This is a genomic window from Mediannikoviicoccus vaginalis, assembly GCF_928097925.1.
Lineage (GTDB): Bacteria > Bacillota > Clostridia > Tissierellales > Peptoniphilaceae > Mediannikoviicoccus > Mediannikoviicoccus vaginalis.
In genome coordinates this window covers 1,607,026-1,629,833 of the sequence record NZ_CAKMRI010000001.1, presented here as the reverse complement: position 1 = coordinate 1,629,833, position 22,808 = coordinate 1,607,026, and the positions used below count along the sequence as shown (strand labels likewise).

The 22,808-nt window shown below is 35.3% G+C and carries 23 protein-coding genes; 9 read left to right on the top strand and 14 right to left on the bottom strand.

The annotated features are described in order from the left end of the window. Positions 1-4: 4 nt before the first annotated feature. Genes trkA through L6651_RS07675 form a run of 4 tightly spaced genes read right to left on the bottom strand, consistent with a single transcriptional unit; the run spans position 5 to position 3,887 of the window. Complete coding sequence (trkA, locus tag L6651_RS07690) at positions 5-1,324, bottom strand: Trk system potassium transporter TrkA (protein WP_237037358.1); 1,320 nt, start codon at positions 1,322-1,324, stop codon at positions 5-7. After that, positions 1,321-1,935 (bottom strand): ribonuclease H1 domain-containing protein, encoded by a 615-nt coding sequence (locus tag L6651_RS07685; RefSeq protein ID WP_237037357.1) that lies wholly within the window; start codon positions 1,933-1,935, stop codon positions 1,321-1,323. Before L6651_RS07685 ends, trkA begins: the two co-directional genes overlap by 4 nt. Continuing rightward, positions 1,922-2,440, bottom strand: a complete 519-nt coding sequence (locus L6651_RS07680; protein WP_237037356.1) for a phosphatidylglycerophosphatase A family protein — start codon at positions 2,438-2,440, stop codon at positions 1,922-1,924. Before L6651_RS07680 ends, L6651_RS07685 begins: the two co-directional genes overlap by 14 nt. Further along, entirely contained in the window at positions 2,433-3,887 is a 1,455-nt protein-coding gene (locus L6651_RS07675) for an alpha-amylase (protein WP_237037355.1), read from the bottom strand. The genes L6651_RS07680 and L6651_RS07675 overlap by 8 nt, the downstream gene beginning before the upstream one ends. Before the next feature lie 77 nt (positions 3,888-3,964). Between L6651_RS07675 and L6651_RS07670 the strand changes: the two genes are divergently transcribed. Genes L6651_RS07670 through L6651_RS07660 form a run of 3 tightly spaced genes read left to right on the top strand, consistent with a single transcriptional unit; the run spans position 3,965 to position 5,832 of the window. Further along, on the top strand, positions 3,965-4,570 hold the full coding sequence (locus L6651_RS07670; protein WP_237037354.1) for a DsbA family protein: 606 nt from the start codon (positions 3,965-3,967) through the stop codon (positions 4,568-4,570). Positions 4,571-4,580: 10 nt separating this feature from the next. Continuing rightward, a complete protein-coding gene (rlmB, locus tag L6651_RS07665; RefSeq protein ID WP_237037353.1) occupies positions 4,581-5,312 on the top strand; it encodes a 23S rRNA (guanosine(2251)-2'-O)-methyltransferase RlmB in 732 nt (243 codons plus the stop codon). Further along, complete coding sequence (locus L6651_RS07660) at positions 5,305-5,832, top strand: NYN domain-containing protein (protein ID WP_237037352.1); 528 nt, start codon at positions 5,305-5,307, stop codon at positions 5,830-5,832. Before rlmB ends, L6651_RS07660 begins: the two co-directional genes overlap by 8 nt. A gap of 412 nt (positions 5,833-6,244) precedes the next feature. Here the strand turns inward: L6651_RS07660 and L6651_RS07655 are convergent, their stop codons facing one another. Continuing rightward, entirely contained in the window at positions 6,245-7,153 is a 909-nt protein-coding gene (locus tag L6651_RS07655) for a radical SAM protein (RefSeq protein ID WP_237037351.1), read from the bottom strand. On the opposite strand from L6651_RS07655, the gene L6651_RS07650 reads away from it, so the two are divergent. Beyond that, the gene (locus L6651_RS07650) at positions 7,100-7,432 is read left to right on the top strand and encodes a hypothetical protein (RefSeq protein ID WP_237037350.1); all 333 of its coding nucleotides are present in this window, start codon (positions 7,100-7,102) and stop codon (positions 7,430-7,432) included. The genes L6651_RS07655 and L6651_RS07650 overlap by 54 nt on opposite strands. A 47-nt stretch (positions 7,433-7,479) precedes the next feature. Here L6651_RS07650 and L6651_RS07645 read toward each other — a convergent pair whose 3' ends face one another. Together L6651_RS07645 and L6651_RS07640 are read right to left on the bottom strand one after the other, a co-directional pair. Then, positions 7,480-11,172, bottom strand: coding sequence for an FtsX-like permease family protein (locus tag L6651_RS07645; protein WP_237037349.1), 3,693 nt, complete (start codon positions 11,170-11,172; stop codon positions 7,480-7,482). 1 nt (position 11,173) lies between these two features. Further along, positions 11,174-11,875 (bottom strand): ABC transporter ATP-binding protein, encoded by a 702-nt coding sequence (locus L6651_RS07640; protein ID WP_237037348.1) that lies wholly within the window; start codon positions 11,873-11,875, stop codon positions 11,174-11,176. A 64-nt stretch (positions 11,876-11,939) separates the two neighbouring features. Between L6651_RS07640 and mnmH the strand changes: the two genes are divergently transcribed. From mnmH to L6651_RS07630, 3 genes are all read left to right on the top strand, one after another. Continuing rightward, positions 11,940-12,959 (top strand): tRNA 2-selenouridine(34) synthase MnmH, encoded by a 1,020-nt coding sequence (gene mnmH / locus L6651_RS07635; protein ID WP_331473722.1) that lies wholly within the window; start codon positions 11,940-11,942, stop codon positions 12,957-12,959. 109 nt (positions 12,960-13,068) lie between these two features. After that, positions 13,069-13,695 carry a DUF3793 family protein gene (locus tag L6651_RS09490; protein ID WP_416389097.1) on the top strand — a complete coding sequence of 209 codons (627 nt, stop codon included), beginning with the start codon at positions 13,069-13,071 and terminating at the stop codon, positions 13,693-13,695. Beyond that, positions 13,637-14,062 carry a flavodoxin gene (locus L6651_RS07630; protein ID WP_237037347.1) on the top strand — a complete coding sequence of 142 codons (426 nt, stop codon included), beginning with the start codon at positions 13,637-13,639 and terminating at the stop codon, positions 14,060-14,062. Before L6651_RS09490 ends, L6651_RS07630 begins: the two co-directional genes overlap by 59 nt. A 93-nt stretch (positions 14,063-14,155) precedes the next feature. On the opposite strand, the gene L6651_RS07620 is transcribed toward L6651_RS07630, so the two are convergent. From L6651_RS07620 to L6651_RS07590, 7 genes are all read right to left on the bottom strand, one after another. Then, entirely contained in the window at positions 14,156-15,730 is a 1,575-nt protein-coding gene (locus L6651_RS07620) for a cell wall-binding repeat-containing protein (protein WP_305067685.1), read from the bottom strand. 248 nt (positions 15,731-15,978) lie between these two features. Beyond that, on the bottom strand, positions 15,979-16,404 hold the full coding sequence (locus L6651_RS07615; protein ID WP_237037346.1) for a hypothetical protein: 426 nt from the start codon (positions 16,402-16,404) through the stop codon (positions 15,979-15,981). Further along, positions 16,382-17,812 (bottom strand): coproporphyrinogen dehydrogenase HemZ, encoded by a 1,431-nt coding sequence (gene hemZ / locus L6651_RS07610; RefSeq protein ID WP_237037345.1) that lies wholly within the window; start codon positions 17,810-17,812, stop codon positions 16,382-16,384. Before hemZ ends, L6651_RS07615 begins: the two co-directional genes overlap by 23 nt. A gap of 100 nt (positions 17,813-17,912) precedes the next feature. Further along, complete coding sequence (locus L6651_RS07605; RefSeq protein WP_237037344.1) at positions 17,913-18,614, bottom strand: pseudouridine synthase; 702 nt, start codon at positions 18,612-18,614, stop codon at positions 17,913-17,915. Positions 18,615-18,624: 10 nt separating this feature from the next. Beyond that, positions 18,625-20,292: a DEAD/DEAH box helicase gene (locus L6651_RS07600; protein WP_237037343.1), complete on the bottom strand. Its 1,668-nt coding sequence runs from the start codon at positions 20,290-20,292 to the stop codon at positions 18,625-18,627. A 7-nt stretch (positions 20,293-20,299) separates the two neighbouring features. Next, positions 20,300-21,046 (bottom strand): glycerophosphodiester phosphodiesterase family protein, encoded by a 747-nt coding sequence (locus L6651_RS07595; protein ID WP_237037342.1) that lies wholly within the window; start codon positions 21,044-21,046, stop codon positions 20,300-20,302. Then, positions 21,043-21,594, bottom strand: a complete 552-nt coding sequence (locus L6651_RS07590; RefSeq protein WP_237037341.1) for a DNA-3-methyladenine glycosylase I — start codon at positions 21,592-21,594, stop codon at positions 21,043-21,045. The genes L6651_RS07595 and L6651_RS07590 overlap by 4 nt, the downstream gene beginning before the upstream one ends. Positions 21,595-21,661: 67 nt before the next feature. Between L6651_RS07590 and L6651_RS07585 the strand changes: the two genes are divergently transcribed. Then, entirely contained in the window at positions 21,662-21,931 is a 270-nt protein-coding gene (locus L6651_RS07585) for a DUF1294 domain-containing protein (RefSeq protein ID WP_237037340.1), read from the top strand. A 3-nt stretch (positions 21,932-21,934) separates the two neighbouring features. After that, positions 21,935-22,798 carry a DMT family transporter gene (locus L6651_RS07580; RefSeq protein ID WP_237037339.1) on the top strand — a complete coding sequence of 288 codons (864 nt, stop codon included), beginning with the start codon at positions 21,935-21,937 and terminating at the stop codon, positions 22,796-22,798. Positions 22,799-22,808: the final 10 nt, after the last annotated feature.

The following is a 22,808-nucleotide window of genomic DNA, read 5'->3' as shown; positions in this document are numbered from 1 at the left end:
TTTTTTATCTTTTGGAAATTATTATTAACACGTCCTTAGGTTTTAAAATATTGTCTCCATTTGGAATCAATATTTTATTCTTCCTTGACACAAATGCAATAAGTTTTTCCTTTGGAATGGAAATATCGGAAATTAATTTATTTACATATTCACTGTCCTTTTCCACCACTACCTCTTCTATCTTGATTTTTGATTTAGAGATGTTCTTTAAAGTGTCTATGGTTAAATCCTTTGTACTTTGGTTGGTCTCAATAAAGTTTTTAATTATATTTAGAACCACATCCTGCTCTGAAAAGGCCAGGTCAATGGAATTTTGTGAAATGTCCTCTAAAATTTTTTTACTGTAGATATTTGCATAGACTCTCTTAACCCCAATATTTTTTGCAATTTGTGAAAGGGTCATATTGACTTCGTCCGTCTTTGAAAGTAAGATTAGATTTTCATAGTCTGTAATATCTTCCTTTTCAAGCACATTGATGTCAAAGCCTTCGTCGTAAATCGCTTCACAATTTGGGAAGTCACGTCTTAAAAGGTTTAATAATCTTTTATTTTTCTCTAAAACCTTCACTTGGTGGCCAAACCTTTCAAGCCTTTCCACAAGGAAGTAGGTTAAAAGTCCCCCACCAATTATAAAGAAGGTCTCCCCAGGTTCAATTCCATTTCTCCTACCGAAGAACTTAATGAAGTTGTCGTTATTTGAAATGAGATAAATTATATCTCCTTCTAAAATTACGTCATCACCTCGAGGGATAATTACCTTTGAATCCCTGGATATACCTGCTACAAGCATGTGCTTTGGTAGTATGTTGGAAAGTTCTAAAAGACTTTTAGACGCCATCTCGTCATCTTTTTTAACCTTCATCTCAACCATACGCATCCTGCCGTGGTCGATGGTGTCCACCCTTATGACTTCAGGGGAATAGATTTCACGAAGAATGTACCTGGCTGTTTCAAGCTTTGGATTTATAATCAAATCTATGTTTAAAATTTCTCCCATAAACTCCACATGATCCAGGTATCTGTCGTTGTCGCAAATACAAATTGTCTTCTTCGCCCCAAGTTTTTTCGCCATAAGGCAAAGTATCATGTTCATTTCCCCATTGGCCGTTGTACTTATGAACACATCGGTATCTTCAATACCAGACTCTTCAAGCACATTGGTCTCCGTTGCATCTCCAAGGCTTATATTAAATGTATCGTATTTTAAAACACGACTTAATCTATCTTTGTCATTTTCGATTATATCTACTTCATGACCCTTTTCTTCAAGAAAGCTGGCAAGGTAAACACCAAGCTTTCCTGCACCGACAATTAATATTTTCATTTAACTCCCGCACCTTTTTTTGCTAATTTATCTGCCAGTTCATTATATTTTACGCCCTTATGGGCCTCTACCTTTATAAATTTTACATCTATATTCTTACTAAGCCTTTGAAACTCCCTGCTATATGAGGCAGTTAGTTCGTTGTTTGTCTTCCAATTTCCCAGTGCCCATGCACTGATGCCCTCGTAGTCGTAGTGGATGTGGATTTTTTTAAAGCCCATGTCGATAGCACTTTTTATGGCGTAGACTGTTCCATAAATTTCACCAGTAACATTTCTATACTGTGCATACTCAGGCCTTTCTACCCTGCCAAAATGTTCTTTAACTCCATACTTTAATAAAAACACCACGCCGTAGCCACATACACCAGTCTTAACATTGTATGAGCCATCCACGTATGAAACTAATTCGTCCTCAGGAACATGGTGGCACTCCACTTCTTTATTTAAAGGCTTTTCACCACTAATAAAGTTTTCAGCCTCTTCCCTGGTCTTAAATTTCTTATACACGGCGCCACTAAAACCTGCAGTCTCTTTTTTACATTCATCCCAAGTTCTATACACACCGGGGTTTCTTCCAACCTTTACTGCATAAAAATTATTTCCTGCCATGGGCAAGCCTACTTGCTGCAGCCGCCGCCAGTGCCGCCACAATATCGTCCATAAATGTGTTCACTTCAGTCTTCGGATTTTTATTTTCATCCAAGTCCTTTATTATTCCAAGCTTTTCCTTGTCCAGATAACCAAAGTTAGTTAGACCAATGGATCCATATATATTTACAATTGAAAGGGGAATTATTTCGTCAATTCCATAAAGCCCCTCATCATTTTTTACAATTGTAAGAAGGGGGTCTTCAAGTAAGTTCTTCTCCGCCATTTCGTCTAGGGCAATGCCTGTTAATATGGCGTGGCAAACTTCCCTCTTTGAAAGCACCGCCATAACATTTTCCCTACAAACTTCCGGTGTTAGGTCTTCAAAGTAATCCTTTTGCAATTCAAACACGATGTCTGCAATGTCCTGTACATGAACATCTCTGTCATGAAGCTTCTTATGTGTTGCTTCACGAAGCTCCTCCATGGTGTAATGTGTAATATTTCTAGTTTTATTTTTATTCATCTTTCTCACTCCAACAAGTTATAGTTCCCGGGCCAACTTCAAATTCACCAAAGCCCTCGTCGTCAATGGTTACTTCATTTAAGTTGTCCCCAGTATATTCCTTATAAATTTTTCCAGCTTCCTCTTCTCCTACAAACATCCTCAAGGTGGCCATGTCCCCAGTGGATATTAGTACCGCAAGCTTCTTATTGTGCTCTTCGTCCCCATGTCTTACAAAGCCAAGTAGCTTGTCTGACTCATAGTACATATCTTGCTCTCCATATGCAAACTCTCGCCTAATATACATAAGGTTTTCAATCATGTCTTTGTGGCCATTTGAATTTACAGGCTCTCCCATGCCCATGTAGTCGCCCCAAAACACTGTAGGATAACCATCCTTCTGTAATAAAATTATTCCATAGGCAATCTTTTTGAACCAATCATCCACAAAGGACTCCAGTGCCTGTCCCGGTTGTGAGTCGTGGTTGTCCACAAATGTAACGGCGAGGCCAGGATGTTCCTTTACCAAGCTGTTGTCAAAGATACGCCTAATATCGTAGTCGCCGTTCTTTGATGCCTCCACCATATTGTAGTGAAGCCCAACGTCAAATAAATCTATATCGTACTTGGTGTCATATAGATACCCATTCACCGTGCCCGGGTCACTTAGCCAGTACTCGCCAAATAGATAAAAGCCTTCCTTTAAATCTTCCTTCGCCTTAATATGATTGCAAAAATCTAAAATAAACTGGTCTCCAATATGTTTTAAGGCGTCAAACCTCATTCCATCAAGGCCCAGTTCGTCAATAATCCAATAGCCCCAATTGAAAAGTTCTTTCCTAACATCCGGATGATTGTGGTCAATATCTGCAAACATAAGATAGTCGAAGTTGCCCTTTTCATTGGACACACCCCAGTCCCATCCCTTACCATCGCCGACAATTTTAAAAACTCCCTTAACATCATTTAAAGAGTCGTAGTCCACGCCGGTAAAGTGTTCAAAAAACCATGTGAATTCAGAATACTTTCCCTTTCGTCCAGGAAATGTAAACTTGGTCCAGGCTTTGATGTCATGTACTTCTCCAATCTCTTTATTTCTATCGTTTTCGTCAACTTGAATAGCTTTAAAGACTTCCTCTTCGTCCGCCGCTGCCTTGTGATTTAAAATAATATCTCCATAAACTAAAATGCCTTTTTCATGAAGAGTGTCTATTAAAGACTTTAATTCTTCCTTAGTGCCATACTTGGTCCTAACACTGCCCTTTTGGTCGAACTCACCAAGGTCATATAAATCGTAAATTCCATAACCTACGTCGTTTGTTCCAGTGGCCTTGCAAAATGGTGGAAGCCATATTGCATTAAATCCAACTTCAGCAAGATGTTCCGCCATTTCCTTTAATTTATTATAATGGTTGCCATCGTCCGGCAAGTACCATTCAAATCCTTGTAAAATAACTGCGTTTTCCATAATTACCTCCAACATAATTGTATAATATGCCTTAAAATAATAAAAGAATGATATAATAGGAACATTAGGAGGTAGAAATGAAAGTTTGGATGGATTTTACATGCCCTTTTTGTTTAATCGGGCTCAAGAGAATGAAAGAGGCTTTAAAGGACAGTAAATTAGGAGGTTTTAAACTTTCATCCTTTAGATTAAGTCCTAAATTAAAAGAAAATGTTAACTATATAGAAAGTTTAAGTAAAAAGTACAATGTCAACATGGAAAAAGCGATGCAAATGACCATGGGACCAACAAATACATTAAAGAGTGAAGGACTTGATGTGGATTTTTTAAAAATAGATGAATTAAACACCACAAAGGCACATATGCTTTTGAAAAACTTTGAAAATGACGAAAAATATCTAGACCTTGCATACGAAATATTTACAGCTTACTTTGTGGAAGCAAAAAATATAAACGATGAAAAGGTACTACAAGAAGTTTTAAATAAATTAGAATTAAACGGCGATGTTGAAAATATTTTAAAAAACGATACACTTTTAGAAAAAGTTTTAGAAGATAGCAAAATAGCAAAATCAGAAGGAATAAATCTTATCCCAACAATAGTTCTTAGTTCGGGAGAAAAAATTGAAGGTTCACAAAGTACCGAAAACTATTTAGAGATAATGAATTTTGAAGCTAAGTAAGGAAGAGAAAATGGACGAATTAATATATGGAAGAAATGCCTGTTTGGAAGCTTTGAACACAGGAAAAGTTGAAGAGCTATACATCCAAAAGGGCAATTTAAAAGGCTCAATTGAAAAAGTAATTGGCAGGGCAAAAAATAAAAATGTAATAATAAAGACCGTAGATAAAAAGACCTTGGACAATATGGCAAAAGGCGAAGTTCACCAAGGAGTTATCGCTTCAATATCTTCTTTTGAATACTCATCAGTTGAAGATATTTTAAACGAGGCAAAGAATAGAGAAGAAGACCCCTTCATCGTCATACTGGACGAAATCGAAGACCCACATAACCTTGGTGCAATAATAAGAAGCTGTGAAACCGCAGGAGTGCATGGTGTGATTATTCCAAAGAGAAGATCTGCAAGCATCAACTCTACGGTTTATAAATCATCAGCGGGAGCATGCAACTACTTGAAAGTTGCCAAAGTGACAAATATAAATAGAACCATTGATGAACTAAAAGAAAAAAATATATTTGTCTATGGAACAGATGGCGATGCGAAAAGTTATTACAATAAAACCAATTTAACAGGACCAATTGCAATAGTTATCGGCAACGAGGGCAAGGGAATTTCAATGCAGATAAAGAAAAACTGCGACGATTTAATCAAGATACCTATGCGTGGAAAGATAACTTCACTGAATGCATCAAATGCATGTGCAGTGGTTTGCTACGAAGTCCTAAGGCAAAGAGATGTCTAAAAAGAAAATCATCTTTGTGGATGGATATAACATTATAAACGCATGGCCAAAACTAATTGCCATAAAAGACAATATTAGCCTTGACGCTTCCAGAGAAGAGCTTATAAATATACTTTCAGAATATCAGTCCCTAGGGGAAGAAAAAGTATATCTCGTATTCGACGCCTACCTTGCCACAGGAGAGAGAACAATCGGCGAAAGAGTTTGTAAAAACATTACAGTCTACTTTACAAAACAAAAAGAAACCGCCGACCAATACATAGAAAGAGTATTGGATCTTACAGGAAAAAGAGATGTTATTAGAGTTGCCACCGACGACAGCCTTATACAACAGACCATACTTAGTCGTGGTGGAACAAGACTTTCATCAAGAGAGCTGTTGGTAGAATACAACAATTTGAAAAACCAAATGACCAGAATGAAGGTAAAAGAACCAGAGTATCAACAAAAGAACATGGTAACATTAGATGAAAAAACAAAAAATATCCTAGACGAAATAGCAAAGCAATTAAAGAAGTGAGGGAATGCCCTCACTTTTTAATTGCGAAAGTTTAACTTTCAGGGTTTGTTTTGTAGGGCTTTGCCCTACTACCTATTTATTTCTAATATATGTTTTCTTTTTATTCTACCAAGGGGGAAAAGGCACCGTTTCGTACGGTTCCTATCCCCCTTGAGAACCCCCTTTACCTCCCAACGACTTGGGGATATCCCCAAGACCCCTTTTAAAAAGTTGTTGGAAAGCTAAGGCTTTCCTGCTTGTGCCTACGGCACATAGTGTATTTTGTACTCCTTCTTCCTAGGAATATTATCCACTCTTATGTCATCTTGAGCGAAAATTTTTACGAAGTAAAAATTGTAGTCGAAGTATTCTTGACCTAACAGAAGACGAAGTCTTCGTAGTAGGTCAAATGTCGATCTCGTTTCACTTTCCACTATTCTTTATCCCATACTCCCCATTTCTTTTTTTCTTCCTTTAACAATTCTCTATTTGTCTTTTTGTCTTCCTCTCTTAATAGTTTCAACAAATCATCTTTTCTATCTGGAATCATCGTTGTAAGGGGAAGTATTTTTGTCTTATGGGTTCCATTGTAAATTGTATGAATTTTTAAATTTTCTAGAAGTAGTATCTCCTCTTCTATCTGCTCTTTTAATGAAATTCTTTTAAACTCTCCACTTTTAACATAATCAACTAAATTTGCTCCTGAAAAAATCACTAAGTTTACCACTACTATTTCAAATGGATTTGTCTTATTTAAAAATTTTGCAGTGTTTAGTATATGTTCCCTTGAACGTTCTTTTCCTCCCAGGCCAAGCATAATATAGCATGAATAGTCTATACCCACTTCTTCAAGCATTCTAATGGCCTTTAGTTGTTCCTCTGTGGTAACTCCCTTATGGTGAAATTTTAAAACTTCATCATCTCCCGATTCTATGCCAAGGCAAAGTCTATCCAGTCCCAAGCTCTTTAAATACTTTAAATCTTCTTTAGTTTTTCTAAGTACATCTTCAGAACGGGCAAAGCAGGAGACATATTTCATATTTGGAAAATTCACTTTTATCTCCTTCAAAATCTCTGCAAGAAATTCTGTTTTAAGGCAAAGTGGATTTCCTTCAAGAAGGGTAAATTTATTTGGAGTAAATCTCTTATCTTCGTAGAACCTCGCTCTTTTCCTTATATATTTTTTTATATCTTCTAAATCAAATACGCGAAACTTTTTGCCCATATTCAAGTCACAATAAATGCATTTGCCATAGGAACATCCGTCGGTTACTGGAATCATTTCATTATGCATCTCAGGCATTGGAGTATACATGTATTTGTCGTAAAAACCTTTTATCATTTCTATTTCCTTTCTATTTATTATTTTAATGTAGAATGGACTTACTGTCCAGGAAGTAGAAAACTAAAAATTTTAAAGATAAACGCTGTTAAATTCGATATTAAAAATAATTTAAAAGACTTCGGTATAATCGAAGAAGAATTTAGAGAAAAATTAGATGGAATTGCAAAGGAAGCTGTAGCTGACGCTTGTACATCATCTAATCCAAGAAAAACTGAATTTGAAGACATGAAGAAAATATTAGAATACATCTATGAAGGAAAAGAAATAGGCTTCTAGATTAAAAGCCACTCCGCGGAGTGGCTTTTATTTCTATTAAATTTTAATTATTCTATTGCCTTTAACGCCTCTACCATATCAACTTTCTTAAGTTTATTGTGGATTACAAACATTACAACTACTGCAAATAGAAGTGTAATGGCTCCTGACAATAGGAAGTTTGATATTTGTAATTTCGGATCTAGCATTGCGCTATCTGGAATAAGTCTTTCTATTATAATTTTGTGCATTAAATAGCCTATTAAATATCCAAGGAGTATTCCAAGGATGGTTAGAAGAAATGTCTCTCTATAGATATAGGCTGTGACCTCTTTGTCGTAAAAGCCTAGAACTTTTATGGTGGAAAGCTCTCGTAGTCTCTCTGATACATTTATATTGGTCAAGTTATATAACACCACAAATGCAAGTATGCAGGCGAAGGTTATAATAACGAACACTATCATGTCCAGTGAGCCGATTAGGGCATCAAAAATATTTGAGTGCTTTTCTATATTTATAATGGAGACCACCGACTTGTTGTCGTTAATCTGTCTAATTAAGTCCGAGGATTTTCCATCTTTATCTCTTTGAAGAATTATAAGGTCTGCATTGGTTTCAAACTCTTCCCCAAATACCTTTTCGTAATAGTCCTTCGGCATATACATATTGTGGCCGGCGTAAAGTTCTGATATTCCTCCAACCTTTAGCGTATAATGTTTATTCTTTTCTGTCTTTACATCTATTTCGTCGCCAATTTTTAGGTCGTATAGCTTTGCAAGCTTTTCATTTATTACAACGGAGTCTTTTTTTAGATTTACGGTGTTTCCACCCTTTCTCTCTCTAAGTTTTATAAAGTCCTTTAAGTCCGTTGTATTTTCTGGAACTATAAGGGTTATCTGTTGATCAGGACCCTTTTTCGCTTCACTTGACAAGTTGTCGATATAGATTGACTTGGAATTCTTTATCTTCTTGTCATCTTTTAAAAGCTCTTTATATTCTTTAAATGCATTTGGACTAAGGTCCTCATTATAAACTGCAATGGTGTCGTATTTGTAGATTTCACTGTATTGCTTTTCAAGAACGGATGATAGTGAATCCCTTATGCCAAATCCCATAAATATAAGTCCCGTACATCCAGATATGCCTATTATGGTCATTAACATCCTTCTCTTATAACGGAAAAGATTTCTCATTGTAACCTTTTGCATAAATGAAAGTCTCTTCCATATAAAGCCAACTCTTTCAAGAAGTATTCTCACTCCTGACTTAGGAGGTTTTGGTCTAAGTAGTGACGCCGCGTTCTCCCTAAGTGAATTTGTAGTGACGATTACTCCTGCAAATGTGGTACATAGCACTCCTATTGCAATTGAGAGCATGGAGTATTTTAAATTGTATGGAATGTTTCCGCTTTCAAAGATATAATGTGATGCATATGCAGAAAATATTATAGGCGAGATTAATTTATGGCCTAGAATAACACCAAGTATGGACCCTGCTAATGATGCTAGACCACCATATATGAAATATTTTTTTATGATGTCTAGGTTGCTATATCCAAGGGCCTTTAGTGTACCAATTTGAATTCTCTCTTCTTCCACCATTCTGGTCATTGTTGTAAGGGAAACCAAAATTGCAATAAAGAAGAAAAACACAGGAAATACATTACTTATAATCTCTAGGCGACTGGCTTCGTCAAAGAAGTTGTAAAGCACAGCGTCGCTATCTCTACTTACAACACTAAACTGTGGTTCAAGAAGTATTTTTAAAAATCTTCTGGCATCATCAAGTTTTGTTTGTGCCTTTGAAATTTCTTCTTCAGCCTCTTTCTCTTTGTCGTCTAAAGTTCTTTCATTTTCTTTAATCTCTTTTTCTGAAGACTGTAACTTTCTTAGTGCATCGTCGAGCTGGGCTTTTCCTTCAGCCTTTCCCTTTTCATAAAGAGCTATATTGTCGTTTAAAATCTTTTCTGATGATTCAAATTTTCCGTATCCATCATCAAATTTTTTCTTTTCTTTTTCCCATTTTGCTAGATTGTCTTCATATTCCTTTAGGCCCTTTTTAAACTCAGCCTCTTTTTCATCTAGAGTACTTTTCCCTTTAGCTAGTTCTTCCTTTGCATTTTGAAGCTTTCCTCTCTCTTCCCTAAGCCTTTCAAGTCCTAGGGCGGCTTGGGCTCTTTTTGATTTTAATTCTTCAATCTTTGCATCTCCACCACTAATCATTGAAATGGCAGATTCTAACTGTGTAATTCCATTATTTAATTCAGTAAGTCTTGCTTCAAGTCCTGGAAGTTGTGACTCTAGGTCAGCCTTTTGCTTCACAAGTGCATCTCTTTGCCCTTTAAGGTCTTCAATTTTTGCTTTAACCCCTTCATCAGGGTTTTCTGGGTCAAGGCTAGCCTCTAGTGCATTTATTTTTGCATCAACTTCTGCTATTTCCTGAGTAACCTGTAATATACCAGCTTTCAAATTTGCAATTCCCGTTTCAAGGTCCTTCTTCCACTGCTTGGACTGACTAAGCTTTGACTGTAGTTCTGGAAGTTTGCTCTTCCCTTCTTGAATTTGCGATATTCCACTGTCTATTTGAGCAATGCCGTTATTTATCTCGCTCTCTTTGCTATTTATTTGAGCAAATCCGTCTTCAACCTTTTTTACATTTGCATCATATTCTGCCTTTGCCTTGCCAAGTTCTGCCCTTCCCTTGTCGATTTCACCCTTTGCGTCGTCAAGCTTCTTCTTTGCATCGTCAAGTTCTTTCTTACCCTTACTAAGCTTTGGCCTTTCAGAATTTAATTTTTCCTTTGCTTCGTCAAGTTGTTTTTTATTTTCAACCAGGGCATTGTCATACTTTTCCTTTTGCTTTTCATATGTGTCGTAACCTTCGTTAAGCTTTTTATAGCCGTCATTTATCTTGTCTCTGCCCTCTTTAATCTTGTCCCTGGCGTCCTGTATCTCTTTTTCACCGTCTTTAATCTTGTCAGTTATTTCAGTACGCTGTTTTTCGTATACCTCTGCACGTCTATCTATAAAAAGATTTTCCAGGTCTGCTCGAGACTTCTTTAATATGTTGCTATAACTTTCGCTTTCAAACCCTCTATCATTAATATTCTTTAAAACAATGTCCACCGATGTAAACTCGTCAGTGTTAAAATTGTCCCTTAAAATAAAACCTAGTTCCTCCACTGCACCGGCGCCAAGGTTTGTGGAACCTAGATCCACAGTATCAACGTATTTTGGAGTTTTAACAAAACCTGTGACTGTGTACTCATAGTTCTTAAGAATATATTCTTCTCCACCCTCTTCAAATCCATAGGGGTTTAACTCTTCTTTTTTTAATTTTATCTTGTCGCCAATTTTATATTTTTCTCTAGAGGTTATATTTAGCACAATTTCGTCATCTTTTGTGGGTAAATTACCTTCAACAAGAAGTGGCTTAGATATTTTTTCATTCAAAGAAGAAACTCTCATAACCTTTTTGCCGTTATAAAAGTCCTTTTCAAATGTCTTTTCATAGTCCTTGGTGTTTTCGTAGCCCTTGATAATGTCCAAATCCTCATTATCCATATCAAGGCTGGATTTTACAACTATATCCGCCATGTTGGTGTCTTCTAGAAACTGGTCTCCACGTCTTATCATTATGGGCCCTGTGACCTTAAGGCCCACAAACACTAAAACACCAATGGTCACCATAATTAAAATGGATAAAAAACGTCCCTTAGACCCTTTAACCTCTTTTAAAATGTCTTTATTTATCGCTTTCATACTACCACTCTATTTCATCTATGGATTTTGGATTTTCATTTATAATAATATCTCTAACCTTCGCATCATTAATCTCTATAACTCTATCCGCAATTGGAGTTATGGCTTGATTGTGAGTAATTAAAATTACGGTTGTTCCCGTTTCGATACAGGTGTTTTGTAATAGCTTTAGTACGGACTTTCCAGTCCTATAGTCTAGAGCCCCTGTAGGCTCGTCACATAGAAGTAACTTCGGCTTTTTAGCAAGGGCCCTTGCAATTGCAACCCTCTGTTGTTCTCCACCAGAAAGCTGTGCCGGGAAGTTGTCCATTCTATGTTCTAGACCAACTTGCTTTAAAACCTCCACCGCATCCTCTGCATCAGAAACAATTTGTGATGCCAATTCCACATTTTCCTTTGTAGTCAGGTTTGGAATTAGATTATAAAATTGAAAAACAAAACCCACATCATCTCTTCTATACTGGGTGAGTTCAGTTTGATCATACTTTGAAATATCTTTTCCGTCTATTAGAATTTGTCCCGAGTCATTGGTGTCCATGCCTCCAAGGATGTTTAATACCGTGGACTTTCCTGCTCCGGAAGGCCCAACGATTATGGCAAACTCTCCCTTCTCTATGGAAAAACTTATCTCGTTATTTGCATATATTTTATTGCTACCTACCTGATAGGTCTTCACATTATTTATCATTTCAACATAACTCATCTAATCACCTGTACATTTTTCTAATTTAGTCTTATAATTATATTTTACCACATGAGGAGGTGGTATTACGAATTGGGATATTAGTTATGAAGACAGTAGAAGACTTGAAAATACAATTTATATAGACCTGCGTTCACCAATTGAATATGAAAGTGAACATATACCTGGGTCAGTAAATCTATATCTATTAAATGATGAAGAGAGAAGCGTAGTTGGAGAAACCTATGTGAAACATTCAAAGGAACTTGCTAAGTCAAAGGCTGTGTCCTATGTTTCAAAAAGGCTTCCTTTCCTTGTTGAAGAAATTTTAAAGTATGAGCACGAATACAACAACCTCGTGCTATACTGCCAAAGGGGCGGCTACAGATCGAAGTCATTTGCAAGTCTTTTAAATGCCATGGATATAAAAGTCCACCGACTTGAAAGTGGATACAAGGGCTATAGGAAGTATGTTAGGGAAAATTTAAATAAAATTTGTGAAGCTTGTTCCCTAATAGTTCTTACGGGAAATACAGGATGTGGAAAAACAAAAATATTACACTCACTTAGGGATAAAGGCTACCCAGTTGTAGACCTTGAAGGCCTCGCTAGACACAGAGGATCAAATCTGGGTCATGTAGGGTTAATGCCCCAGCCTTCACAAAAGATGTTTGAATCATTATTACTGGAAGAATTTTTAAAATATGATGGCAAAAAGATTTTTATAGAAGGGGAATCTTCAAAAATAGGTGATGTGTATTTACCTAAGCAATTAATACAAAACATGAAAAAATCCTATTGCATTGGCGTAGACTCACCACTGGATCATAGAGTTTCAAACTTAGTAGAAGAATATGGAAAGTTGGATTATAAAAAAGAATTGCTCGACTCCCTACGACTTCTGCAAGGTTATATATCAAAAGAAAATATCGAAGAATTTCAAAGACATATTATTGACGGCAATTTGAAAATTGTTGCAACAAAACTTTGCGAAAACTATTATGACAAAAAATATAAAAAAAGAGATGTGGACATTAATATTTTAAACATTGACGAAGAAGAATCGGTAAAAAAACTTATTGCTATCTATGAGGCAAAAAATTAAAGAGGCTAGGCCTCTTTTTTTATTTTTCTAAATTTTTTTACTTTTCCCTTGACATTCTTATTTTAAATAGGTATTATTAATTTAACGATAATGATTATCGTTATTTAAGGTGGTGAGGAAAATTTTTCAAAAACTTTTAATCCAATGCTGCGCTCCTACCCTGGCGGGAATAAAACTTGGGAGTCTGTTCAGCATAAAAAAAGAGTTTGTAGTACAAAGGGAAATAAAAGATTTGAATTTAAAGCTTAGGTCAATTGATATTCAAATCGAAATAGTGCGGAAGCGAAAAGAAAACTTTTTAATCTATGTCTACAACGAAAAGCTACTAGAACAAAAGATGAATTGTCCGAAAATTAGAGCATTTTTACATACCTTCGGCTATTCGGATTTTCATAAGGACAGCCTACTTGAAAAACTTAAAGAAAGGCTTTCTACTGAAGATGAATTTCCACATGAAATAGGGATATTTTTAGACTACCCCCTATGTGATGTCGAAGGATTTATTAACAATAAGGGAAATAATTTTATCGTGACGGGACTTTGGAAAGTGTATGGAGATGCAAAGTCTTCTAAAAAAATTTTTGAATCTTATTGTAATTGCAAAAGTTGTTTTATGGATTTGTATAACAAAGGCTATGAGACAATGGACATTATAAAAAACTATAATGGAGGTACTTATGAAGAAAATAGCAGTAGTGTATTGGTCAGGAACGGGCAATACAGAAAAAATGGCTAATGCCATAGTTGATTCAGCAAAGGAAAACGGAGCAGATGTAAGTCTATTTGAATCAGATGACTTTGGCGCCGAAAAAATGGACGAATTTGACAGGGTCGCTTTCGGCTGTCCAGCAATGGGAGACGAAGTGCTTGAAGAAGAAAGCTTTGAGCCTATGTTTACAGCTTGTGAAGAAAAATTATCTGGAAAAGAGATTGCCATATTTGGTTCCTACGAGTGGAACAATGGTGAGTGGATGGTAGACTGGGAAAGCAGAGTAAATGGTAAAGGTGCAAAACTAGTTTATCCACCTCTTCCTGCCTATGACGATCCAGATGCAGAAGCAATTGAAAAATGTAAAGAACTCGGAAAGGCATTAGCTGAGTAGAGTTTAATATCTTAACCAAATCTCGCAAAAGAACCTTCGGGTTCTTTTTTGCGTATTAAAATAAAAAAATCGGAGAATTAATCTCCGACTCAATTACTTTAAGATATATAATTTTACTGTTCTTACTCCCCAATTGTAGCATTCTCCAACTGAGTTCATATGAACATCAATCTTATTTCCCTTTATTGCTCCACCTGTATCGCCAGCGATTGCATATCCATATCCTTCTACATAAACTTTTGTTCCTAGAGGGATAACTCTTCTATCTACTGCAATAACTTTAGGGTTCTTTCTAAGGTCGATACCTGAAGCTGTTTGCCAGCTAAGTCCAGCTTCGTGCATTGAGTATGCAGTTGCTTTAACTGTCATTACCTTACTATAGCTGAAGTCTTTGCCGTCATTATTTTCGTTTGATCCTGCAACTTCTACTTCTTTAGGTTCTTCTTTCTTAACTTCTGTATCTGAAATGAATTTGTTTGAAATATAAGCTGTTCCATTGTTGTAAGAAATTCTTAACCAGTCTCCTTGGATAAAGCCTGAGATTTTTTCTCCCTTAGCTAATGTTCCAAGTACCTTTGAATTTGTGCTTGGGCTTGTTCTTACATTTAAGTTTTGTGAAACCCAACCAGTTCTTTGAACTTCTTTTTCAATCTTATCTATAACATTTCCTTCTAAGTCCTTTATTGGCATTTCTACGCCTGACTTATCAAGTACTTTTTCAACAAAGTTTTTTAAATAGTTGTTTGAGATGTTATTTGTAGATACTGAATAGATTTTATCTACATTTAAATTCTTAACACCTTCTAAAACATTGTTGTTATTAACAAGTAACATTGGTGATTGCTTGTTTGATCCAACTACTGTAGCTAAGATTGTATCTGCATAGTTGTTACCATTTGCTATAACAATGTTGTTAAATTCTCCAAATCTATTCATTAGAGCAAGTGAAGTTTCATATCTGTCTTTTCCATAAATGGTATTGTCATCAATTCTTGATTTATCTTTACCAGCTATTTCATAAACTTTTTCTTTCGCTGCTCTTGGAAGTGAAGATTCTCCACCAACAAAGTAGATTTCTTGAACACTGTTTTCCTTTAAGTACTTTTCAGTAGCTTCCGGAACATTTTCTCCACTTGTTAAAAGTATATTCATATCATTCTTAACAGCGAATGCAGTTGCTGAAAGTGAGTCTGCTAATGCTTCTCCGTCAGCTATCATTATGTTTCTGTGGCTATCAAGTTTTTTTGCAAGCTCTGCAGCTGTATCAAATCTTGAAAATCCTGAAATTCTTCCTCTGTAGTTGTTTAAGCCTTTTACAACATCTTCAGGAACTGTTTGATCTCCACCTATTGCATAAACATTTTTTGCACTATTTACAATGTTCATTGACTTTTCAGAAAGTTTTCCATTTTCTAAAAGTACAATTGTTCCATTGTTTTCACCTGCTAGAACTCCCCCTGAAATTCCATCTACTAACTTGTCAGAATTTAAAATATATACATTTTCCAATCCTTCTATTGAGTTAGTAATCATTTCAGAAACTTCCGACAGCTCCTTTGAATTAACACTTATTAAATCTAAATTTTCATTTGCCAAAGTTGTTGTCATAGGACTTATAGTCACTGCTAAAGCCAATAACCCTCCAGCAATTTTATTTTTTATTTTCAAATAAAACACTCCTTAATATCTTGTAACTATTCTGTAACCTTTTTTCATTACGTGGATATTTTAGCCCAAGGAGGTTTTCATGTCAACAAAAACGCCTCTAAAGCTGAAAAATAAAGGTTTTTTAGCTGTTTTCCTCGAAGTTTTCACATGATTATTACAAAAACGTAACACTTTTTGTAACCTTTTGGTTGATTTTTTAAAGGTTACAAAAGAGTTACAAAATTATTACAAAATTCTTAAGGTTTTTATTACATTTCTGTAATATTTCTGTTCTTTAGCTCCCTTTCCACCTCATAAATGTAGAGATTTAGCACTTTATCAAGACTTAGAAAAATAGAATTTGCCAAGTATGAAAGGAAGTTTTTGTATATATTAACTTGATGAAGCGAAACTTCCGTAGAGTTGTCATCTATCTTTTTGAAGCTCACATCAAAGAATCCATCAATAATTTTATTTTCCATTTCAATTTTAAAATACTCCAGTGGTCTTTTTTCAATTATCTTGTATCTTGTCGTTAAATCATTGTGATTTGTCTCTTCAAAACTGTCCTCTCCTGTCTTTTTAAATTCGGAAATTTCATTTCGCCAAGAGTAGTCCTCCCTATTTGTGAAAATTTCATAAACTTTGTCAATGGGATACTTTATTATTTTTTTAACTTCTGCTTCCTTTTTCAATTAAATTCTCCTTTTCCTCTATTATTTCATCAAGCTTTCCTAAATAGTCCCTCATATTTAAATAATTTCTATGATTTTCTATAAGGCCATTGCTTTTTAAAAACTTTGACGCTGAGCCCATGCCTACGCCAAGCACATCTTGAACTTCTTCCATCATGTAGATATTGTACTTACATATTTTATCCTTCTTTGCAAAACCTATGTTTTCAAGATTGCCCAAAATTCTCTTTTGCCTATATAGATAATAAGGAAGATAATTTTCTTTCTTTGCAAATTCCAAAGCACGCTGCATCATCTTCTCCGCTTCCAGGTATTCTTCTTTCATGGAATTTTCTTGCATTATCTTTGATCCCTTTTTAATGGCCAGGGTATGAACTGTTAAGTTGTCTGGGTTTAGTTTCTTTATAACATCTAAGGTATTGTTGAAGTCATTTAAGTCTTCCCCTGGTAGTCCAATGATTAAATCCATATTGATACATGAAAAATCCATATCCCTTGCAACGTTATACATCTTTATTAGATTGTCATTGTCCTGCTTTCTACCAATTTTTTCTAAAGTCTCCGCTTTAAAGCTCTGTGGATTTAGTGATAGCCTTGAAACATGATTATCTTTTAAAATTTCAAGCTTTTCTTTCGTTAATGAGTCCTCCCTGCCCGCTTCCACGGTAAACTCCTGCAAGGACTTAAAATCAAAAATTTTACCCATTTCAGTTAAAAGCCTTCTAAGGTCATTTTCTTTTAACGAAGTTGGAGTGCCTCCTCCTATATATATAGAAGTAGGATTATAACCATAGGATCTCTTTAAAATTTTCATTTCCTTTATTAGCGCTTCAATATATGGCTTTACCTTTTCTCCATTCTTTTCCAAAATCAATGTGGAATAGGAGCAGTAGGAACATCTTCCTGTGCAAAATGGAATGTTCACATAGAGGCTATAGGAATCTTTTTTAATATCTCTAATGATTTCATCTTGGATTTTTGAAATTTCCAATAACAGTTTAATATTCTCATTATTAATAAGTAATTTTTCTTTCAAGTACTCCATTGTTCCAATTTCACTTTTTTCTTCCATAAGGCTTCTTACAACTTTAACAGGCCTTATGCCAGTTAGCACACCCCATGGAGCTTCTTTTTTAAAATATTTTTCGAAAAACTTTATAATAGAATACTTCACGGCCATTTTGAAACCGAAGTGACTGTCAAGTTTCAAGTCTTCCTCTCTTTTAATTAAATTATATTTTACTTTTCCTTCTTCTAAATAGGATATATTAATTTCACCTTCAGTATCTATGACAAGTCCCTCATCAATATCATCAAAGGTTATTTCGATGTCTTCAGTTGCCATAAAAATGCTTAGTGTTTCATATATTTCAAGTCTATTTTTTTCGCTTAATAATTTTATTTTCATATCTACCGCCTTTTCTTAATTATACCAAAAACACTTTTAAATGGATTTGTATTTTAAATCGAAGGGATGTAACCATAAAAAAAGAGAGCAACACGCTCTCTTAATCTATTATATCTTCTTTTGTTATTTCAATGTACTCACCAAGTTCTAAATCACTTGGGAGTTCTAAGGCACCAAACTTTACCCTTTCCAGTTCTATAACTTTATTTCCAACCTTTTCAAACATTCTCTTCACTTGATGATACTTTCCTTCTTTTATCGTAAGGTAGCAATGTCTATTATCTATGACTTCCATGGTGGCTGGCTTTGTTATTATATTTTCTGGCATAAGTTTAATTCCCTTTTCAAAAGTAGAATTATAATCCTCTTCTTCTATATCACTTTCCAGGGTGACTTTGTAGGTCTTTGGAACTTCTCTTTTTGGTGATGTCAGGTTGTGGTTTAACTCTCCATCATTTGTTATTAATAAAAGCCCTGTGGTGTCCTTGTCCAGCCTTCCCACTGGAAATGGATTAAATGTAGTATGTTCCTCTAAAAGAAGGTCTATTACGGTTTTGTCGTAGAAATCTTCCGTTGCGGAGATAACTCCCTTTGGCTTATTCATAAGAAGATATATAAACTCCTTATATTCCACAGGGTCTCCAAAGTAGGAAACCCTATCTATATCAGTGTCTACAATTCTGCCAAAGTTCTTTTCAACTTCGTCATTTACTAAGACAGCGCCCTTCTTTGACGCCTTTTTTATTTCAGATCTTGTAGCAAAGCCCATGTTTGCTATAAGTTTGTCCACTCTGATTTTCATCTTCTCACCACTATTTATCTTTTGCTATCTCCACAGTTACTCTCTTTCCTCTAATATGCTTATTGTTTAAATTTTTCACTGCCTTTGCCGCAACTTTTGAATCCACATTTACAAAGGAGAAGTCATTAAAGATATCTATTTGACCAACATCTTTTCCACGAATTTTTCCTTCGTTACATAGAGCTGCCAGAATATGATTTGCAGAAACCCCAGTCTTTTTTCCAGTGCTTATGAAAATTCTCGTGCTATTTGGTCCACCAGTTCTTTTATTTCTCTTGTCCCTTTGCCTATTATTTCTATCCCTTCCAGTATTTTTATTTCTATCTCTCTTGTTTCCAAACCTTGCCCTCTTGTTGTTGTCCACAGAGTCTATCTCTTTATATTTAGATGACTTTTGTTCATTTAAAAACATCTTTAGTACCGCCGCTGCAATATGGTTTTGAGAATATTCCTCTTCTTCAAGTAGGGATAAGAATTTTAGTTCTTTTTCAAAATTATCTCCATCAAGAATAAGTCTAATCTTATCTAAAAGTATGGAACTTCTATTTTTTTCCAAATCTTTTATCGTTGGAATGGATATTTTTTCTATTTTTGTCTTAGTATACTTTTCGATTTGTCTTAGGTTTCCATACTCCCTTGAAGTTACAAAGGAAATTGCAGTACCTGTACGTCCTGCCCTTGCAGTTCGTCCTATTCTATGCACATAGTACTCATTATCTTGTGGCATGTCGTAATTTATCACCATATCCACATCATCCACGTCAATTCCCCTTGCGGCAACATCTGTGGCAACTAAGATGTCGATGGTGTTATTTCTAAACTTGTCCATTACAGTGTCCCTTTGATTTTGTTTCAAGTCACCATGAAGACCATCGGCAAAATAACCACGGGACTGAAGTTCTGAAGTAAGCTCGTCAACTTTTTTCTTTGTATTACAGAAAACTACAGTTAGTCTTGGATTTTTTATATCTAAAAGCCTTGATAGTATCTCTGTCTTAATATCATTTCTAAGTTCCAAGTACACTTGTTTAACCTTTGGCACTGTAAGTTCTTTGTTTACAACCTTTACAACTTCAGGATTGTTTTGGTACTTTTTAGCAAAGTTCATAATCTCCTTTGCCATGGTGGCAGAGAAAAATAATGATTGTCTCTCTTCTGGAACATCTTGTAATATAAGTTCAATATCTTGTCTAAAGCCCATGTCGAACATCTCGTCCGCTTCATCAAGCACAAAGAAGTTAAGGTTATCAAGTTTCAAAGAGCCCCTTCTCATATGGTCCATAACACGTCCCGGTGTTCCTATAACTATTTGAACTCCCTGTTTTAGTCCGCGAAGTTGTCTTTCTATTGGTTGGCCACCATATATTGGCATAACTCTAATGTTTTTCTTGTATTTTGAAAGGTTTGATATTTCTTCCGAAACCTGTATGGAAAGTTCTCTTGTTGGGCATAGCACAAGGGCCTGCACTTTATTTAACCTTGGATTTACTTTTTCAATAATCGGTATGCCAAATGCGGCAGTTTTTCCCGTGCCTGTTTGAGCCTGTCCGATTACGTCACGACCTTCTAAAAGTAGTGGTATGGAGCTTTTTTGTATTGGGCTAAACTCCTCAAATCCCATGTCTGAAACCGCCTTTATAACTTCTTTTGACAGCTTCATATCATTTAGTTCTATCATTAATTTTTTATTCTCCTTTATTAAGCTTTTTTCTTAGTTCTATTGCCATATGTGGGTAGTCGGTTATAATGTCAAAATCTTGTTTAAAGCAATAAATCATATCCTTTTCTTTATTTATGGTCCAAAGTCTTGTGGGTTTCTTTAAATTAGGCAAGAAATTTATATTTCTTATACTCTTGCCCAAGCTTGAATGAACTCCATTATAAAGATTCTTTCTCTGGGCCTTTAGAATAATCTTTTTATTTTTAGGAACATCCTTTAATAAAAGATATATTTCATTTTTTCTGTCGTACTTTCGAATTAACTTTAGACTCTTTTTATTAAAGGAAGAGTAGACTATTTTAAATGGCAGCGGCCTTTCATTTACGATTTTTGCAACTCTTTTTTCAAGGCCCCTATGGAAATACTTTTCAGTTTTAATCTCGATATTTAAAATACCTTTGAAATTTAATTCTTCAAGAAGTTCTAGTACCTGCTTTAAAGTAGGAATGGACTGCCCTCTAAATTTTTCGTCAAAATACACACCTGCGTCATAGCTTTGAATTTCTTTTAAAGTCATCTTCTCCACAAGCCCCGTTCCTGTGGTGGTTCTGTCAATTGTTTCGTCGTGAATAACTACAATCTCTTTATCCACGGTCTGTCTTACATCAAGCTCGATGCCGTCACTTAGGGCCCTCACAGCTTCTTTAAAAGCAGCCAGCGTGTTTTCGGGAGTGTTTCCCCGACTTCCTCTGTGAGCAAAAACTAAACTCATTTTGAAACACATCCTTTTATATGATCATCTATAACCCCAATAGCCTGTAGATAGGAATATATTATTATGGGCCCAACAAATGTAAAGCCCCTTTTTTTCATGTCCTTTGAAATGCATCTTGAAAGTTCACTTTCTGCTGGAATTTCATCTTCCCTTTCAAATTCATTTACAATCTGTTTTCCATCTGTAAAGCTCCAAATGTAATTATAAAAACTTCCAAACTCTTCTTGTACCTTCAAAAAGGCCTTGGCATTGTTAATTGATGATTCAATCTTTCTCTTATTCCTTATAATAGATTTGTCACTAACTAATCTATTATACTCTACTTCGCCGAACTTAGCCACCTTAGACGGGTCAAAGCCTTTATATGATTTTCTATAGCCTTCTCTCTTCTTTAAAATCGTATCCCAATTAAGCCCCGCCTGCGCCGACTCAAGCACAAGCATCTCAAAGAGATAATTTTCACTTGTAGAAATTTTACCCCACTCTTCATCATGGTATTTTTTAAGCTCTTTAGTCTTTAAAGCCCATGGACAAACTTTTTCCATAACTCACCTCATTGCATATACTTATCTATCTGCTATAATAACACTGAATGGTTCAAAGGAGAAATTTATGGATAATAAAATTATTTATGCTTATTTTTTAATCATCAATGTCGTTGCATATTTTTCATATGGCATCGACAAAAGGCGTGCAATAAAGAATAGATATAGAATTAGCGAGGCATATCTACTTTCCCTTTCCCTACTGGGAGGATTTGTGGGAAGTAGCCTTGGCATGAAGCACTTTCACCATAAGACTAAAAAAGTTTATTTTAAATTGGTGATTATACTTTCAGTTCTCATATACTCTGCTCTTTTTTATTATATTAACGGGAGGTAAGTTTTGGAAATAGAAAATAGAAGAAAAGGAATTATTTACATGGTGTTGTCCTGCGTTTGGTTTGCCCTTATGCAAATTTTTGTGAAACTAACTGGAGGGACAATTCCACTTTTTGAACAGGTATTTTTCAGAAATTTAGTAACACTTTTTTTATGTGGGTATCTATGTTTAAAAAACGGTGATCCATTACTTGGTAAAAAGGAAAATCAATTCAAGTTGATTGCTCGTTCCGCATTAGGCTATTTAGGAATGGTAACATACTTTTATGCAATTAACCATTTGGACTCTGCGGACGCTACAATTTTACAAAAGTCATCACCTATATTTGTAACTATTTTTGCAGTTTTATTTTTAAAGGAAAAGATGACAAAGGGAAAGCTAGTTAATCTAATACTCTGCTTTATAGGAGCGTTGTTTGTAATAAGGCCTTCTTTTCATATGGACTTTGGTCCTGCAGTAGTTGGTATGCTATCTGCAGTATTTGCTGGTGGAGCCTATACGGTGTTGGCACATTTGAATAAACACGAAAAGCCAAATACAATCATATTTTATTTTTCGCTGTTTTCTTTTTTAGTGTCTATTCCACTGATGGTGAACTCCTTTGTAGTTCCAACGACAAAAGAACTTTTACTCCTACTTGGCATAGGCATATGCGCTGGCCTTGGACAAATTTTCATAACCCTTTCTTACAGGGTTGGAGAAGCTTCGGAGGTTAGTATATTCAACTATTTCACTGTTGTCTTTACGACCATTCTAGGCTTTGTCCTATTCGGAGAAGTTATAAATATATTTTCACTTATTGGAATCTTAATAATCTTCACTTCCTCATACCTTCAATACAGAAGGTCAAGAAGGGTAAAAAAATAACTCGAAGACT

Bases quoted from the DNA above. Each gene is read 5' to 3' on its own strand.
- trkA (WP_237037358.1), bottom strand. From the start codon at position 1,324: ATGAAAATATTAATTGTCGGTGCAGGAAAGCTTGGTGTTTACCTTGCC.
- L6651_RS07685 (WP_237037357.1), bottom strand. From the start codon at position 1,935: ATGGCAGGAAATAATTTTTATGCAGTAAAGGTTGGAAGAAACCCCGGT.
- L6651_RS07680 (WP_237037356.1), bottom strand. From the start codon at position 2,440: ATGAATAAAAATAAAACTAGAAATATTACACATTACACCATGGAGGAG.
- L6651_RS07675 (WP_237037355.1), bottom strand. From the start codon at position 3,887: ATGGAAAACGCAGTTATTTTACAAGGATTTGAATGGTACTTGCCGGAC.
- L6651_RS07670 (WP_237037354.1), top strand. From the start codon at position 3,965: ATGAAAGTTTGGATGGATTTTACATGCCCTTTTTGTTTAATCGGGCTC.
- rlmB (WP_237037353.1), top strand. From the start codon at position 4,581: ATGGACGAATTAATATATGGAAGAAATGCCTGTTTGGAAGCTTTGAAC.
- L6651_RS07660 (WP_237037352.1), top strand. From the start codon at position 5,305: ATGTCTAAAAAGAAAATCATCTTTGTGGATGGATATAACATTATAAAC.
- L6651_RS07650 (WP_237037350.1), top strand. From the start codon at position 7,100: ATGCATCTCAGGCATTGGAGTATACATGTATTTGTCGTAAAAACCTTT.
- L6651_RS07655 (WP_237037351.1), bottom strand. From the start codon at position 7,153: ATGATAAAAGGTTTTTACGACAAATACATGTATACTCCAATGCCTGAG.
- L6651_RS07645 (WP_237037349.1), bottom strand. From the start codon at position 11,172: ATGAAAGCGATAAATAAAGACATTTTAAAAGAGGTTAAAGGGTCTAAG.
- L6651_RS07640 (WP_237037348.1), bottom strand. From the start codon at position 11,875: ATGAGTTATGTTGAAATGATAAATAATGTGAAGACCTATCAGGTAGGT.
- L6651_RS07630 (WP_237037347.1), top strand. From the start codon at position 13,637: ATGAAGAAAATAGCAGTAGTGTATTGGTCAGGAACGGGCAATACAGAA.
- hemZ (WP_237037345.1), bottom strand. From the start codon at position 17,812: ATGAAAATAAAATTATTAAGCGAAAAAAATAGACTTGAAATATATGAA.
- L6651_RS07605 (WP_237037344.1), bottom strand. From the start codon at position 18,614: ATGAAAATCAGAGTGGACAAACTTATAGCAAACATGGGCTTTGCTACA.
- L6651_RS07600 (WP_237037343.1), bottom strand. From the start codon at position 20,292: ATGATAGAACTAAATGATATGAAGCTGTCAAAAGAAGTTATAAAGGCG.
- L6651_RS07595 (WP_237037342.1), bottom strand. From the start codon at position 21,046: ATGAGTTTAGTTTTTGCTCACAGAGGAAGTCGGGGAAACACTCCCGAA.
- L6651_RS07590 (WP_237037341.1), bottom strand. From the start codon at position 21,594: ATGGAAAAAGTTTGTCCATGGGCTTTAAAGACTAAAGAGCTTAAAAAA.
- L6651_RS07585 (WP_237037340.1), top strand. From the start codon at position 21,662: ATGGATAATAAAATTATTTATGCTTATTTTTTAATCATCAATGTCGTT.